At 44.1% G+C, this 14,716-nt stretch carries 14 protein-coding genes (1 of these 14 only partly in view); 8 read left to right on the top strand and 6 right to left on the bottom strand.

The window, feature by feature from the left end; all coding sequences use genetic code 11:
- Positions 1 to 2 precede the first annotated feature (2 nt).
- Positions 3 to 2,330, bottom strand: coding sequence for a hypothetical protein (locus ABQ275_RS20885; protein WP_349315076.1), 2,328 nt, complete (start codon positions 2,328 to 2,330; stop codon positions 3 to 5).
- A 273-nt stretch (positions 2,331 to 2,603) separates the two neighbouring features.
- A complete protein-coding gene (lysA, locus tag ABQ275_RS20880) occupies positions 2,604 to 3,827 on the bottom strand; it encodes a diaminopimelate decarboxylase (protein WP_349315075.1) in 1,224 nt (407 codons plus the stop codon).
- A 182-nt stretch (positions 3,828 to 4,009) separates the two neighbouring features.
- Here lysA and ABQ275_RS20875 point away from each other — a divergent pair, with 182 nt between their 5' ends.
- Positions 4,010 to 4,240 (top strand): hypothetical protein, encoded by a 231-nt coding sequence (locus ABQ275_RS20875; protein WP_349315074.1) that lies wholly within the window; start codon positions 4,010 to 4,012, stop codon positions 4,238 to 4,240.
- Between the two features lie 212 nt (positions 4,241 to 4,452).
- Positions 4,453 to 4,914 (top strand): DUF6036 family nucleotidyltransferase, encoded by a 462-nt coding sequence (locus tag ABQ275_RS20870; RefSeq protein WP_349315073.1) that lies wholly within the window; start codon positions 4,453 to 4,455, stop codon positions 4,912 to 4,914.
- A gap of 75 nt (positions 4,915 to 4,989) precedes the next feature.
- Here the strand turns inward: ABQ275_RS20870 and ABQ275_RS20865 are convergent, their stop codons facing one another.
- The 3 genes from ABQ275_RS20865 to ABQ275_RS20855 all read right to left on the bottom strand — a co-directional run bounded on the left by ABQ275_RS20865 (position 4,990) and on the right by ABQ275_RS20855 (position 7,474).
- Positions 4,990 to 5,385, bottom strand: a complete 396-nt coding sequence (locus ABQ275_RS20865; protein ID WP_349315072.1) for an RNA-binding S4 domain-containing protein — start codon at positions 5,383 to 5,385, stop codon at positions 4,990 to 4,992.
- Between the two features lie 83 nt (positions 5,386 to 5,468).
- Positions 5,469 to 6,839, bottom strand: coding sequence for a dipeptidase (locus tag ABQ275_RS20860; protein ID WP_349315071.1), 1,371 nt, complete (start codon positions 6,837 to 6,839; stop codon positions 5,469 to 5,471).
- A gap of 170 nt (positions 6,840 to 7,009) precedes the next feature.
- Entirely contained in the window at positions 7,010 to 7,474 is a 465-nt protein-coding gene (locus ABQ275_RS20855) for a response regulator (protein ID WP_349315070.1), read from the bottom strand.
- A 390-nt stretch (positions 7,475 to 7,864) separates the two neighbouring features.
- Between ABQ275_RS20855 and ABQ275_RS20850 the strand changes: the two genes are divergently transcribed.
- The 4 genes from ABQ275_RS20850 to ABQ275_RS20835 all read left to right on the top strand — a co-directional run bounded on the left by ABQ275_RS20850 (position 7,865) and on the right by ABQ275_RS20835 (position 10,831).
- On the top strand, positions 7,865 to 8,443 hold the full coding sequence (locus ABQ275_RS20850; protein WP_349315069.1) for a LemA family protein: 579 nt from the start codon (positions 7,865 to 7,867) through the stop codon (positions 8,441 to 8,443).
- 169 nt (positions 8,444 to 8,612) lie between these two features.
- On the top strand, positions 8,613 to 9,068 hold the full coding sequence (locus ABQ275_RS20845) for a TPM domain-containing protein (protein WP_349315068.1): 456 nt from the start codon (positions 8,613 to 8,615) through the stop codon (positions 9,066 to 9,068).
- A gap of 38 nt (positions 9,069 to 9,106) precedes the next feature.
- The gene (locus tag ABQ275_RS20840) at positions 9,107 to 9,889 is read left to right on the top strand and encodes a TPM domain-containing protein (protein WP_349315067.1); all 783 of its coding nucleotides are present in this window, start codon (positions 9,107 to 9,109) and stop codon (positions 9,887 to 9,889) included.
- Positions 9,890 to 9,910: 21 nt separating this feature from the next.
- The gene (locus tag ABQ275_RS20835; protein WP_349315066.1) at positions 9,911 to 10,831 is read left to right on the top strand and encodes a DUF1835 domain-containing protein; all 921 of its coding nucleotides are present in this window, start codon (positions 9,911 to 9,913) and stop codon (positions 10,829 to 10,831) included.
- Between the two features lie 166 nt (positions 10,832 to 10,997).
- Here ABQ275_RS20835 and ABQ275_RS20830 read toward each other — a convergent pair whose 3' ends face one another.
- Entirely contained in the window at positions 10,998 to 13,547 is a 2,550-nt protein-coding gene (locus ABQ275_RS20830; protein WP_349315065.1) for a M1 family metallopeptidase, read from the bottom strand.
- 134 nt (positions 13,548 to 13,681) lie between these two features.
- On the opposite strand from ABQ275_RS20830, the gene ABQ275_RS20825 reads away from it, so the two are divergent.
- Both ABQ275_RS20825 and ABQ275_RS20820 read left to right on the top strand, forming a co-directional pair.
- Positions 13,682 to 14,179 (top strand): biotin/lipoyl-containing protein, encoded by a 498-nt coding sequence (locus tag ABQ275_RS20825; RefSeq protein ID WP_349315064.1) that lies wholly within the window; start codon positions 13,682 to 13,684, stop codon positions 14,177 to 14,179.
- Positions 14,180 to 14,256: 77 nt separating this feature from the next.
- Positions 14,257 to 14,716, top strand: the 5' portion of a protein-coding gene (locus tag ABQ275_RS20820) for a DUF4476 domain-containing protein (RefSeq protein ID WP_349315063.1). 1,028 nt of this gene lie beyond the right edge of the window; the window shows 460 of its 1,488 coding nt (coding positions 1–460); the start codon lies at positions 14,257 to 14,259; its stop codon lies off the right edge, out of view.

Below are 14,716 nucleotides of genomic sequence, written 5' to 3'. Positions count from 1 at the left end.
ATTTATCCTTCCAGGTTCACTGTCACGCGTAATGCCTTTAATCCGCTTACGCCCTGTAACTCTTCCAGGTCAAGCATTTCAACATCAGGAAGCAGGACGTTTTTACTTTGCAGGAAGGAAATATATTTTTTAAATTCTTCCATTTCGCGGGGATAGGAGTATACCATGGCGATGGTGCCGGGTTGTGTTAATCTTTCTCCGGTACCGATTACATGTACTTTATCAATCCGTTTCTTAATGATTTCATAGCGCACATTATACGCGCCTTCCACATCAAACCTGCGTTCATCACTGCGGAAGCTGATGGTAATAGGTGCGCTGTGCATAAGGATCATCTGCGTGGTTTGCAATGGGATCTTTAATTGCGGTCCTAATTTATGTGTGAGCCTTGCAATATTAGCCATAGTGGAAAGCTGCCACAGGCGAAGGTTACGGAGATAGAGATGATCAAACTTCTTTGTCTGCGCAATAGATTGACCTATATAAATAGTGTATTCCACTCCATCGGTGCGGTACTTTTCAAAGTAACAAGGGAATGACCGCTGGATATAACCCCGTTCTTTTTCGAGGTACTGACTGATAGCATCATTGATGGTAGCCAGGCTCTCTTCATATTCTCTCCGGTGATGGAATACATGTCCTTCCGCTTTATCCATCCGCTCAAAGTAATGTTCTAATACGGGTTTCAGTGATTCGCTGCCTTCACATAAATGTTCCAGTATCGGTTGTATTTCCTGGTCCATGAATTCATTTACTTTCAGGTCTTCACCCGCCTGAAGATTATGGCTCAGGTTATTGAGCATATCTTCTGTTTTAAATTGCAGCTCTTCCAGCAGTGGCAGATGTATTTCCTCACTGATTGTTTTGAGCGTGTCGCGGATAAGCTCCAGTTGTTCCTGTAAATCTTCCCGGATGGCATTGCCTTGCTGTACGGATGAATTACGGATATCTATGGCGCCATACAGCGGATATACTTCTTCAAAACTGATGTTCTCTATATCTTTTCTTTCTTCCGGCGGCGTTAGCAGATAATTCCAGGCGGCATCGGTAAACTTCCATTCCACCGCAGATTGCAGTGCGGTAAACTGATCCCTGATCACTTCATTCAGGCGGTTGTCGAGGATGCTCATGCTGCGGTTCAGCATCAGTCCCAACAGGGAATACGTGTTTTCCAGCTTCCACAGTGGGTCGGATGATAGCGCATTTGCTGTGGAAGAGGCCAGTTCCAATACCCCCAGTATTTCCTTTTTGTGGGTAATGGGGAAGAGGACAAAGCTTTTGATATTTTTTATAGGGAGAAATTTCAGGAATCCATGTTGCGCAATACTGGCATCATTTACATCCGGGATGATCAGCGGGATGGGCTGACGTTCCACATGTTCCAGCATCATCTGGAAGAAGTGTTGCTGTTGTTTTTTATTGCCGATACCTAAAATAGGGTCGATATTGGTAAACTGTTCTTCCAGCACATTTTTACCGTTCACTTTGGGAAAGGGAACGAGGTGTGCGGTGATATCCGGAATCCCCAGGATGGTAGGGATCATTTTCTCCAGGGTGCGATAGCTCTCCAGTTCATTACTGGAGCGCATATTCATCACCAGGCTCTTGATATTATTAATGATTTCTGTTTGCGTAACGTCTTCTACGGTCCATATAACAAAGCCTTCCAGGCTGAACATGGAAGGAGGTATTAATTCCTGTATGGATTCCGGCGACATCTGGTAAGAGCAGAAACTGTTATAATCCAGTTGTGGTATTTCTCCTTTCACTTTCACATCTACAAACCTGGGATCTACATTTACTTTCACATACCTTTTGCCACCTTCCGGTGTTTCCAGGGTGTGAATAATATCGTTCTGATAGTTTACCGGGAAATGATAGATCCTGTCCAGGATCAGTTTGTACAACCAGGTGAGCTTGTCCTTTTTTACTTTGGAAGCCGAAATCCCATAAGGAACAGCTGAGAGTTGAGTACCATCTTCTGTAAAAAGTTTTTTAAACAGATCAGAATAATAAAAGATGGCAAAGTTGAAAGGAACACCGATACCATAAATATCCCTGCTGGAATCTGTGGTAATGGGGAAGATAGCGGCCGTCAGCAGATCCAGGTAGTCCTTGAACCGGGTAAGGTCAGCATGACGGGATATCGGGAGGAGCGTTTCAGGATTGCTCTCAAATTTCTGAATAATGAGTTTATAGAAAGACGAACGCGGGTCAAGATCATTCTGCACCTTTTCCTTTAAAAAACGGAGGAAGGGAACAAATGAGATATTTGACTCTATTAACTTTTCGTCGTTAAATACACCGGGGTGCGCAGTTAAAACCTTCATAATCAATGTCGAATTTACTGATTTTCGAATCTTTTGATTTCATTCCCGGTCGATCTATCTACCGGAAAAATCAAAAAAAGAAATCGTATTACAATTTACAGTAAAAACAGTGCAGGAGTAACGGGGGGCGGGATAGTTACGCAGACGTAAAGGTCGGACAGATATTTTAAATTTTAGGATTTTTTTATTTTCTTATTTAGATATTTTGTTTCAATGGAAGGTATGCTCACCGAACTAAATACCTAAATAAGAAAATAAAAAAATCCCAACATTTTATTGGAGTTCGATCTGGTTTCTCAGCAGATCATCCAGTGTATCGCGTTTACGGATAAGGTGTGGCTTACCGTCTTTTATCAGTACTTCCGCTGGTTTCAGGCGGGAGTTGAAGTTGGAGGCCATTTCAAATCCGTAGGCGCCGGCATTATAAAATACCAGGTAATCGCCTTCTCTTACTTCATGCAATTTTCTATCCCAGCCAAAAGTATCTGTTTCGCAGATATTACCAACCACGGTATAGATGCGTTCTGTGCCTTTAGGGTTGGAAATGTTGCGGATCAGGTGGAAAGCATCGTAAAACATAGGTCTGATCAGGTGATTGAAGCCTGAGTTGACGCCTACGAATACGTTGGCAGTTGTTTGTTTGATCACGTTTGCTTTCACTACAAAGTAGCCGCATTGGCTTACCAGGTATTTTCCTGGTTCAAACCAGAGTTGTAGCGGACGCTCGTATGTTTTAGCAAAATTATTAAATGATTCAGTCAGCTTTTTGCCGAGCAGGTCGATATCTGTTTCCGGATCGCCTGGCTGGTAGGCCACTTTGAAGCCGCTGCCCAGGTCAATAGATTCCAGGTCGGGGAAATGTTGTACCATTTCAAACATAATCTCTACACCGCGCAGAAATACATCCACGTCCTTGATTTCAGAGCCGGTATGCATGTGCAGGCCGGTTACTTTCAGCTTGGTAGACTTCACAATCCGCTCGATATGGCGCATCTGGTGAATAGAGATCCCGAATTTGCTATCAATATGCCCGGTGGAGATCTTGAAGTTTCCACCCGCCATGATATGCGGATTCAGTCGGATACAGATGGGGTAACTACCGCCGAATTTATGTCCGAATTGCTCCAGGATGGAGAGGTTATCGATATTGATGATCACACCGAGGTCTTTGGCAGCAATAATTTCCTGCAAGTCCACACAGTTAGGCGTGAAGATGATGTTTTTAGGATCAAAACCCGCTTTAAGCCCCAGCTGTACTTCTTGTATAGATACCGTATCCAGTCCGCAACCAATGGAATTGATGTACTTCAGGATATTGATATTGGTCAATGCCTTACAGGCGTAGAAAAAGCGTGTATCAGACTTATGAAAGGCTTTTTGGAGCTTATCATATTGAGTTTTAATCTTTTCCGCATGGTATATGTATACCGGGGTACCAAATTCTTCCGCTATTTTCACCAGGAAATCGGTCGCAAGTACGTCGCTTTGTTTAGGCATTGATCTATCCTTGATTTATGAATGAGAACGCAAAATTACTACGCAAAAGTGAGATTTTGTAGAAAAAAGCATCAGGGACATAAATGGTATGCCTACAGGAAGCCGAATTATACCCAATTTCCCCTTTTTTGACACCAGAACTCCCTTTTTTGACCTCAAAGCCTCGTGGTTTGACCTAAAACATGGAAGTTTTGACCTCTGAACCTCAAGTTTTGACCTCCGGGGTCAAAACTCCTTCCCAAAAAATACCACTTCGATATTTTGAGCAGGTGATTTTGACCTTTGAGCCAGGAGCGTTGACCTTAAAGGTCAAAACTTTGAGTTCGGAGGTCAAAGGTTGGGGTTCGGAAGTCAAAACAGGAGGGTATTTAGTATTGATATGGTATCTTTATTACCAATTATCAAATTTGTAAGTGAATGGATTCATACCGGTTTGACAGAACTGCCTTTAAAATCAAGACATTTGCCGAATCTGATGCGGACAATGTGGATCTCAGTTTACCTTTAAGGGAGCGTTTGCGGCAGGCGTATTATCTTATATCCAAAGCGTATGGCTTTGATGTAAATAACCCACCGAGGATGGATAAGACGGTTTTTTCATATAAAAAACTAAATAAGTAGTGTAATGGGATCCATATTTAATGAGGATTTTAGAGATTTTATCCGCGCTTTAAATAATCAGGGGGTAGATTATATACTGGTCGGAGGCTACGCTGTTATCCTACATGGTTACAGGAGAGCAACCGGAGATATGGATGTATGGGTAAATAGCACAAAGGATAATTATTTAAAACTTACCAGGGCTTTTGCAGAATTTGGTCTCCCTCTTTTTGATATGACCGAAGATAAATTTTTAAATACAGAGGAGGCAGATGTCTTTTCGTTTGGCAGATCACCCGTAGGAATAGATATTTTGACAAAATTGAAAGGCGTAGATTTCAAAGAGGCTTACAGCATCTCTCAAATATTTGAAGACGATAATTTGAAAGTCAGATACCTGCACCTGAACAGCCTCATACAAGCCAAAAAGGCTGCTGGGCGCCATAAGGATTTGGATGACATTGAAAAACTGATCGCTGGGAAGTAATATCCGTGGCAACTGAATCACTACCAGGTGATTCTTATTAATTGTCTGAGCAGTGGTCTTTATGACTCTCTTTCCCTATTCTTCTTCTCCCTCCATAAACCCTTCAATATTCCGTCTGTCTTTCTTGGTAGGACGTCCAATCTTGCTTTGCCGTTTACCTGTCTGGAATACAGATGCAGTAAAGGCGGGCGCCAGTTTATCTTCTTCCGGGGTGTTATCTATGTAGTATTTGATGGCTTCAGGATAGGCTACCCGGTTGGATAACAGCCCTGTTACTTCGATCACCCATTTACGGGATTCATGCTTTATTTCGAATTTATCGCCTACAGATACGGGTTTGGCGGCTTTTACAGAAGAGCCATTCAGTTTCACTTTACCACCATCGCAGGCATCGGAAGCCTGGCTGCGGGTTTTGAATATCCGGATGGACCAGAGATATTTATCTACACGTACTTTTTCAGTATTACTCATAGTTGAGCTTTTAGAGATCAGCTGTTAGTTCTTGGCCCATAACCGCGATGGGTAAAGGATAAGAACTAACAGCCAACAACTTTTTATTTACTCATTTCCGCAAAAAACTGGTGGAAATAAGGAATGGTTTCAATGCCTTTGAAATAGTTGGCTAAACCGTACTTCTCATTTGGTGAGTGCAGGTTATCGCTGTCCAGACCAAAGCCCATCAATACTGTTTTCAGGCCCAGTTCCTTTTCAAACAGTGCTACGATAGGAATGCTACCGCCGCCGCGAACAGGAATCGGTTCTTTACCGAAAGTGGTATTGATGGCTTTGTGCGCAGCTTTGAATGCAACAGAATCTATCGGCGTTACATAAGGACTGCCACCATGATGCTTCGTCACTTTTACCTGTACGCTCTTAGGTGCGATGGCGGTAAAGTGTTTGGTAAACAGGTCGGACACTTCATTCCAGTCCTGGTTAGGAACCAGGCGCATGGAAATTTTGGCGGATGCTTTGGAAGGCAATACCGTTTTGGAACCTTCGCCGGTATAACCGCCCCAGATGCCGTTTACCTCCAGGGTAGGACGGATGCCGGTTCTTTCGATGGTGCTGTATCCTTTTTCTCCCCACAATTCGGCTACGCCGAGGTCTTTCTTATACGCTTCTTCGTCGAAAGGAGCGGCGTTGAGTGCGGTTCTTTCTTCCGTGGTCAGGTCTTGTACCTGGTCGTAGAAGCCTGGGATGGTCACATGGTTGTTATCATCATGGAGGGAAGCGATCATTTTAGCCAGGATGGTAGCCGGGTTAGCCACTGCGCCGCCGTACACACCACTGTGCAGGTCGCGGTTAGGGCCGGTTACTTCCACTTCCATGTACGACAGGCCACGGAGGCCGGTATCGATGGAAGGGTTTTCCAGGCTGATCATGGAGGTATCTGAAATGAGTACTACGTCTGCTTTCAGGCGTTCCTTGTTTTCTTTCAGGAAGATGCCCAGGTTAGCCGAACCCACTTCTTCTTCCCCTTCAATCATAAATTTGATGTTGCAGGGAATCGTATTGGTTTTGTTCATCACTTCAAAAGCCTTTACATGCATGTAAAACTGGCCTTTGTCGTCTGCACTGCCACGGGCATAAATGTTCCCGTCTTTGATAACGGGTTCAAAGGGGCCGCTGTTCCACAGCTCCAGCGGGTCTGCCGGCTGTACATCGTAGTGGCCGTATACCAGTACCGTGGGTAAGGAAGGATCTATTATCTTTTCTCCGTAAACGATCGGATGTCCTGCGGTGGGGCATACTTCTACCTTTTCTGCACCGGCTTCCACGAGGCGCTGTTTAACCGCTTCTGCACACTGTTGTGTATCTCCGTTATGACTGGAATCCGCACTCACAGAAGGAATACGTAACAATGTCAGCAATTCGTCCAGGAATCTGTCTTGGTGTTTAGCCTGGTAATCTTTCCAAACTTGCATAATTCAGGAAATTAAGTTCACAATGTGGTGCAAGTTAAATTAACATTTACGGATTTCTTGATTTACGGATTTAGGAATTAAAAAAAAACGCAGCGAAGACAGTCTTATATATGACAATCTTCGCTGCATTTTAAATCTCTAAATTCGTAAATCAAGAAATCCGTAAATATTTATGAAATCAGCTTCTGTCTCACAAGAAACTCCAGTTTCTCGTTGACATCCAGTAGTTTAGCGGTAAGTTCTTTGTTTTCTTTCCGGAGGGAGTATACTTCAAACGCTTTATCTATATTATGTTTGAGTTCTTCCTCGTTCCAGGGTTTGGAGAAGTATTTATATACCTGGCCTTTGTTGATGGCATCTACGACGGCGTTAATATCGGCGTAGCCGGTGAGTAGCATGCGGATGGGTTCGGGGTATTTTTCCAGGATAGATTCAAAAAACTCTATGCCTGTCATTTTTGGCATGCGCTGGTCCGAGATGATGATATGAAACTCCTGTTGTTCCAGTAACTTCTCCGCTTCTTCAGCGGATGTAGCGGTAACTACATTGTAAAGTCTCCTGAAAGAAGCCTTAAAGGCGTTCAGATTATGTATTTCATCATCAATATAGAGTATATGGATGTGTTGAGCACTCATTTAAGAAGACTTAGTTCCAAGTTAGTAATAATAAATGAGTTAGAAACAATGTAATCCCTGATAAAGGTTTGATACCAATCTCCTCCAGTCACAAATAAAAGTTTTATAGAAATACTATCACGATAAAATGCACAGTAAAGGTACATATAAACATAGTGCTTTAGAACGATTTTTTCTAGGATGAATGAACTTTTTTTTAAATTCATCGTTTCCGTAAGCAATAGCTATTTACTGCCATAGTTTCCATATTTTCGTGGAGTTATGAAAAGGGGACGTTTACCGTTTTTTTGGGAGCGTTTACCGTTAAAATAGCGACTTATACCGGAAGACGTCAAAACAGGAACAGGTTTTGCACCATTGCCGGCACTTAAAACTTAAATTAAAACTCAGATGAAAACAGGCATCATTGTAATTATCGTTGTCGTATTATTAGGCATGTTCGGTTGTAACAAGTACAATGGATTAGTGAAACAGGATGAAAATGTGAAAAACCAGTGGGGAGTAGTACAAAGTTCCTACCAACGCCGGACCGACCTGATCCCGAACCTGGTTAGCACAGTTAAAGGTGCCGCCAACTTTGAAACAGAAACCCTGACCAAAGTAATGGAAGCCCGCGCCAGCGCAACACAGATCAAGGTAAATGCCGATGATCTTACACCAGAAAAACTCCAGCAATTCCAGGCTGCACAGGGTCAACTGAGCCAGGCACTGGGCCGTTTACTGGCGGTATCTGAGAATTATCCTGATCTGAAAGCAAATGCCAACTTCCAGAACCTGCAGGTACAACTGGAAGGCACTGAAAACAGGATCAACCAGGCACGTAACGACTTTAACGGCGCAGTAAGAGGGTACAACAGTACCGTACGTACCTTCCCGAATAATATTATTGCCGGTATCTCTGGTTTCAAACAGAAAGCATATTTCGAAGCAGAAGCTGGTTCCGAAAAAGCCCCGGAAGTAAAGTTCTAAATCTTTAACTAACCCGGAACAGAAGAAAGAGATTTACGATTTTTTGATTTATGAATTCAGAGATATGAAATGCAGCGAAGAGATAAGCGGAGATATATGCTGATCTCCGCTGCATTTCATATCTCTGAATTCATAAATCAAAAAATCGTAAATCCATAAATATTACGTTATGCGCATTTTTCCTTTTAAACGAAAAGAGATTTTTTCCGAAGCGGAGAAGAATAGGTTGGTGCAGGCTATACGTATAGCAGAACGGCTTACTTCGGGTGAAATCAGGTTGTTTGTTGAAAACCATTGCAGTTATGTAGATCCATTGGACAGGGCAAAAGAAGCTTTTCTTTCATTGGGAATGGAGAGAACGAAGCAACGCAATGGGGTATTGGTGTATGTGGCCCTTAAAGACCACCAGTTTGCCATCCTGGGCGACCAGGGTATTCATGACAAGGTGGGCGATGATTTCTGGCAGGACGAAGCGGCGTTGTTGAGAAGCCACTTCCAGAGCAATCGGATCATTGATGGTATCGAAGCATGTATCAAGGAAATAGGAGAGTCGCTCCGCACACATTTCCCGCATGAAACCGGCGATAACAATGAACTGTCGGATGATATCGTCTTCGGCAATTAAAGGCCACTCTTTTTAAAACGATTTTTAGCTTATTTAAAATGAGGATATTACGCTGGTTCTTACCGGGATTATTGTTGATGGCAGGTTTGTTGGCAAACGCACAGCAAATTCCGCCCAGGCCCAATCCTCCAACATTAGTAAACGACTATGCCGGTGTATTGCTGAAAGGCGAGGATGATGCACTGGAACAAAAGCTGGTCGCCTATTACGACTCTACTTCTTCGCAAATAGCGATCGTTACCCTGAAATCAGTAGGGGACTACGATATCAGCCAGGTAGCCATAAAAATTTTACGCGATTGGGGAATAGGTACCAAAGGCAAGAACAATGGTATACTAATCCTTGTTTCAATTGAAGACAGGAAGATCAGGATCGAAACCGGTTCCGGCATGGAAGGTGCGGTACCGGATATCATAGCAAATCAGATCATCACACAGATCATCAAGCCGGCTTTCCGGGAAGGCCATTATTACCAGGGACTTGATGGCGCCGTAGATGCCATTCAGAAAGCAGCAGCAGGAGAATATAAGGCAGACCCAAGACAAAGCAAGCCAGGGATCAGCCCCGGTGGAATCTTCTTCCTCATTATGCTTATCGTGATCATTGTTTCGGTGATAGGCCGTGGTGGTGGCGGTGGCGGCGGTGGAAGAGGCGGTACTACCTATAACAGAAGAGGCGGTTGGATCTGGCCCGTGCTGGGTGGAATGGGAGGCTTTGGTAGCGGTGGCGGCGGTGGCTGGTCCGGTGGTGGAGGTGGAGGCGGCTTCGGCGGTTTCGGAGGAGGCTCCGGCGGCGGCGGTGGCGCCAGTGGTAGCTGGTAACAGACCATTGAAAACTATTTTATGTCATACTTGCATGTGTTAAACGGAGATGCTACCCTTACCTTGTTCCGGCAAAGTAAGGTGCCAGGGGATATTGTAGTGTGTAGGGAGATGATGAGTGTAGGAAAAGTAAAGTATACAAAAGACCCTTCCACATTCTTTGCAAGCCGTGCCAAACATCTCGGTTTTCATTTCGGAATAGACGAACAAACTTATTATACCAATGTAGTACAGGAGCTGGAGAAGTTACAACACTCCGGCTCCTATGATGAAGTGATCCTTTGGTTTGAATATGATCTTTTTTGCCAGATAAATATGCTCTTCGTCCTTTATTATCTGAAAAGCACTGTCAAAATATTACCCCGCATCAGTATCATTGACCTTCCACACCATCCCGACGTAAAAGATTTTGAAGCATTACTGGAACAACGTGTGCAACTGCAACCCGCAGACCTGCAACTGGCGGAAGATGCCTGGGATGCTTATTGCTTAAATAGCCCACAGGCACTTGAAACAATCAGAAAGCTCCCTCCCGGAAACCTGAAACATCTCCCCGAAGCTATTCACGCACATCTGAAAAGATTCCCCAGCGTGGAGGATGGGCTGAATGTCATTGAAAAATATTTTCTGCAAAAGTTATTGATGGGAAAGTACCGCTGGTTCGACCTCTACACTCTTTTTTGGAATGACATGAAGATCTATGGCTATGGTGATTTCCAGCTCGATATCCTGATTAAAAGGATGGCTGCGGTGGGAGTTATCCAGGAAGAAGCCCAGATGTTAAGTATCACCAGCCTGGGAAGGGAAGTGCTAAGTAAAGAGGAAAACTATCTCGATTATGTGCCGCTGCAACATCGTTGGGTTGGTGGTGTCAGGTTGGCGAAATCGCCCTGGCGGTGGGATGAAGCCACAGATAGCCTGACCAGGATTGACCAGGAATAGACCAAGATTAAACGGATTAAATGGATTACCCAGATGGGTGTAGAAGATTTGATAGATAGATAGATAGATAGATAGACAAAGTGTATATAAAAGAGAAACAATTGTTGATCTTCTAATTTATCTGGCTAAATCTTCTACACCCATCTGGGTAATCCATTTAATCCGTTTAATCTTGGTCGTTGGGGTGGATGGACTCCGATGCTTTGAGCATCAAATCAGCCTGTTCATTGAGGCTATCTCTTTCTGTACCCGTAACACGGGTGGCATCCGTTGATTTCTTACGGGAGATCTCCTGTAACCAGTTACTGATATAAGTACTTACCTGTGGATTGTTGAACTGTGATGTCATGGCTTTTATCTGCGAAATACCATGTACTACAGCTGGTGTATTATTTATTTTAGATAAGAAGCCCAGGTAGTCGAAAGCCGCGTTCAGTTTGTCCTGACCGCTGGTTTCATCAAACTTGGTAGCTACAAAAGTAATATCGGCGGGATTGCCTTTCTGGGCATAAACTGCAGCAATAGCACTCACCAGTTTACCTTTGGTATCACTTTCCAGTTGTTTGGCAATGGTATATGCTTTCTCTACATCGAGTGTAGCCAAACCTTCCAGGCCGGCAGCTTCCACACCATAGGATTTATCTTTGGTGGCGGCTTCAAATAAAGCAGTGTATTGTGCATCTTTCAGATCTCCCAGTTGTTTCACGGCCGCTGCGCGTACCAGTGCATGAGGGTCCTGTTTGGCCATTTCCACCAGCGTGTTGAGGGTAGCTTCTTTTACCGCAGTATTTTTCAGATTGAGCGAACTGGCAGTATAAGTGCGCAGACCATGATACTTGTCTTTCAGCGCCAGCTGTAGCAACTTCACGGCTTCGGGGTTATTGCCCTGTGCTTCTATAGCTGCTTCAATAGCAATACGACGATCCAGGTAATTAGGTGCATGCGTATATTGGTAAGCGTAAGTAGAGAATGCGCGGTGATCATCTTTCTTGGACAATATCACCTGGTCTGCATCTACATTTACCAGCTCCGGTTTGGTAGCGTAGGAGTAGGTGAAAGAATCCACGCGGTTCTCCATCGTAATCTTATGCCGCTCTTTTTTGCCGCCGGCATAGATGTCAATAGCCATGGGTAATTGCCATACTTTGGTGTCCTTCTGAATCTGTTGTAGGATGACTGTCACCGTTTTTGCGCCGTCATTATACTTGTAGCTGATATCCAGTTCCGGGAAGCCCTGACCAAAATACCACTGGTTGAAGAACCAGTTCATATCCTGACCGGTTACCTCTTCGAAGGCCAGTCTGAGGTGATGCGCCTCTGTAGCCTTGTAGGCGTTGGCTTTCAGGTATACATTCAAGGATTTGAAAAATGCAGCATCACCTACATAATTGCGCAACATGTTTAAGATGCGGCCACCTTTCTGATAGCTCACCTGGTCAAACATATCTTCCTTGTCGTGATAATGAAAGCGTACCAGGTCCTTATCACCGGCGTATTGTACCATGGACATATACGATATCGCTGCATCGTAGCTATGTTCATCGGCCGCATCTTTACCATATTTATGTTCCAGCCACAGGTATTCGCTATAGTCAGCAAATGATTCGTTGACAGTGAGGTTACTCCAGGATTCAGCAGTGGCCAGATCACCAAACCAGTGATGGAACAGCTCATGGGCAATCACTGCTTCGTTGTAATTGTTGTTGTCCAGCAGTTCGCGGTCGGTCTTCTGCATAAACTCTCCGTGCAAGGTAGCGGTGGTATTCTCCATTGCGCCGGATACGTAGTCGCGACCGGTGATCTGAGAATATTTTACCCAGGGATAGTCATAGTCCAGTATTTTGGAATAAAAGGTGAGCATCTCCGGTGTATTACCAAAAATGGCCTTTGCATATTTTTCGTATGGTTTCTCTACATAGTAGTTTACTTCCTTTCCGCGCCAGGTATCTTTTACAATGGCATAATCGCCTACGGCCATCATAAACAGGTAAGGGGAGTGGGGCAGGTCCATTTTCCAGGTATCTGTACGGGTGCCGTCAGCATTGTTTTTCTGGCTAACCAGTTTACCGTTGGAGAGGGTCACGTATTTCTTTTCCACGGTCATGCTGATCTCTTCGGTACATTTCTGATTGGTTTTATCAATGGTAGGAAACCATACAGAGGAGCTTTCCGTTTCGCCTTGTGTCCATATCTGGGTTGGTTTGTTGGGTTCCGTACCGTCAGGATTGATAAAATATAAGCCTTTGGCATCCGAAATAGCGGCGCTACCTTTGGTTTTCAGCTCATTAGGCTTGGCGGTATAACTGATGTAGATGATATATTTTTCTGTAGCACTATAACTTTTATCCAGCCTGATGTGCAGTTGAAGGCTGTCGTAGCTGTATTTTAAAGGACTGTTTTTTCCGGCTTTCACCACCGACACCTCTTTGATATCCATTCCTTTGGCATCCAGTGTGAGGGAGTCTGTAGCATAAAAGTGAGGTTTCAGGGTAATCCATGCTTTGCCGTAGAGGTATCTTTTGGCATAGTCGAAACGTACATCCAGCTTGGTATGTACAAGGTCATTTACCTTGCTGGCAGATGCACGATAGATTTTAAGGGCGGGGTCTTCCTGGGTAGCAGGTTCGGTTTGCGCCATCAGGGAAGTGGTCATTCCCAGTCCGGTCATTCCTCCGATCAATATGCTCAGTAAGGATTTCTTCAGGTGTAGATTCATGTAGAAGTCTGTTTTAAACAAATATATCAGCTTGTGATTTTATGAAAGGTCAAATTTAAACAAATGGGCTAATATTGAGGTAAGTGGTTAAAAATGCTATTTTTGTTATGCCTACAGGCCGATAAACAAGCAATATGATCAAAGCAATTGTGAATGACAAGTCTACGTTTACCATTAACCCGGGAGCAGTTATTACCTGCAATAACCAGGAAGTGGATTGGTCTGCGGCCCAGCTACCCACCGGTGATTACAGTATTATCATGGATGGGCAAAGCTACCAGGCGCAGGTACTGAAGATAGACAGGGATACGAAAACAGTCGTGTTACAGATCAATCAGCGGCAATATGAAGTGGCGATTGAAGAACCGATAGATCAGCTACTGGCATCCATGGGGATTAAAGATGCGCTGACAAAAAAAATAAATGATATCAAGGCGCCCATGCCGGGATTGGTATTGAAAGTACTGGTAACGCCGGGGCAGGTTATCCGCAAAGGTGATCCTGTATTGATTTTAGAAGCTATGAAGATGGAGAATGTTTTCAAGGCAACCACCGATGCCGTAGTAAAGGAAATTAAAGTAGCAGAACGCACCGCCGTAGAAAAAGGGGAAGTGCTGATAGTGCTGGAATAATATTTGCACAAGGACAGTTTTATACCAAATTTAGTATGCAGCTTAAATACAGGACAGTATTATACATTTTAGCATGCTTGTTTTTATGTGGCCATGTATGGGCGCAGGATCAGCAGCATTATGTATATATCCAGAGTGAAAAAGGACAACCGTTTTATGTAAAGCTTAATGGCAAATTGCTGAGCTCTACAGATCGCGGTTATATCATATTGCCCCGGTTAGAAAGCGGTACTACCCCGCTAACAGTGGGATTCCCAAAGAACGAAGGCCCTGAGCAAAAGTTTTATGTGAAGATCGCCAGGAACGATCAGGGCTATCTGTTGAAGAAAGCAGGGGAATCCGGTTATACCTTATATAACCTGCAAACCTTCCGGGAAATAAAAGCCGACAATGGCGACGGAACCGCAGCAGCCATAGCCGCCGCCGAACCGGAACCTGAACCGGCACAGGTAGCAGATGTTGCCGCCTACACCACAGAAGATACCGCCCGCAAGGAAATGATGGGCAATCTGCAAAAAGACCTGGAAACTACTTTTG

Source organism: Chitinophaga sp. MM2321, from assembly GCF_964033635.1.
GTDB lineage: Bacteria > Bacteroidota > Bacteroidia > Chitinophagales > Chitinophagaceae > Chitinophaga.
This window is presented reverse-complemented; position numbering and strand designations above follow the sequence as displayed.

Bases quoted from the DNA above. Each gene is read 5' to 3' on its own strand.
- ABQ275_RS20870 (WP_349315073.1), top strand. From the start codon at position 4,453: ATGGGATCCATATTTAATGAGGATTTTAGAGATTTTATCCGCGCTTTA.
- ABQ275_RS20860 (WP_349315071.1), bottom strand. From the start codon at position 6,839: ATGCAAGTTTGGAAAGATTACCAGGCTAAACACCAAGACAGATTCCTG.
- ABQ275_RS20885 (WP_349315076.1), bottom strand. From the start codon at position 2,330: ATGAAGGTTTTAACTGCGCACCCCGGTGTATTTAACGACGAAAAGTTA.
- ABQ275_RS20845 (WP_349315068.1), top strand. From the start codon at position 8,613: ATGCGCATTTTTCCTTTTAAACGAAAAGAGATTTTTTCCGAAGCGGAG.
- ABQ275_RS20850 (WP_349315069.1), top strand. From the start codon at position 7,865: ATGAAAACAGGCATCATTGTAATTATCGTTGTCGTATTATTAGGCATG.
- ABQ275_RS20835 (WP_349315066.1), top strand. From the start codon at position 9,911: ATGTCATACTTGCATGTGTTAAACGGAGATGCTACCCTTACCTTGTTC.
- ABQ275_RS20830 (WP_349315065.1), bottom strand. From the start codon at position 13,547: ATGAATCTACACCTGAAGAAATCCTTACTGAGCATATTGATCGGAGGA.
- lysA (WP_349315075.1), bottom strand. From the start codon at position 3,827: ATGCCTAAACAAAGCGACGTACTTGCGACCGATTTCCTGGTGAAAATA.
- ABQ275_RS20840 (WP_349315067.1), top strand. From the start codon at position 9,107: ATGAGGATATTACGCTGGTTCTTACCGGGATTATTGTTGATGGCAGGT.
- ABQ275_RS20855 (WP_349315070.1), bottom strand. From the start codon at position 7,474: ATGAGTGCTCAACACATCCATATACTCTATATTGATGATGAAATACAT.
- ABQ275_RS20865 (WP_349315072.1), bottom strand. From the start codon at position 5,385: ATGAGTAATACTGAAAAAGTACGTGTAGATAAATATCTCTGGTCCATC.
- ABQ275_RS20875 (WP_349315074.1), top strand. From the start codon at position 4,010: ATGGAAGTTTTGACCTCTGAACCTCAAGTTTTGACCTCCGGGGTCAAA.
- ABQ275_RS20825 (WP_349315064.1), top strand. From the start codon at position 13,682: ATGATCAAAGCAATTGTGAATGACAAGTCTACGTTTACCATTAACCCG.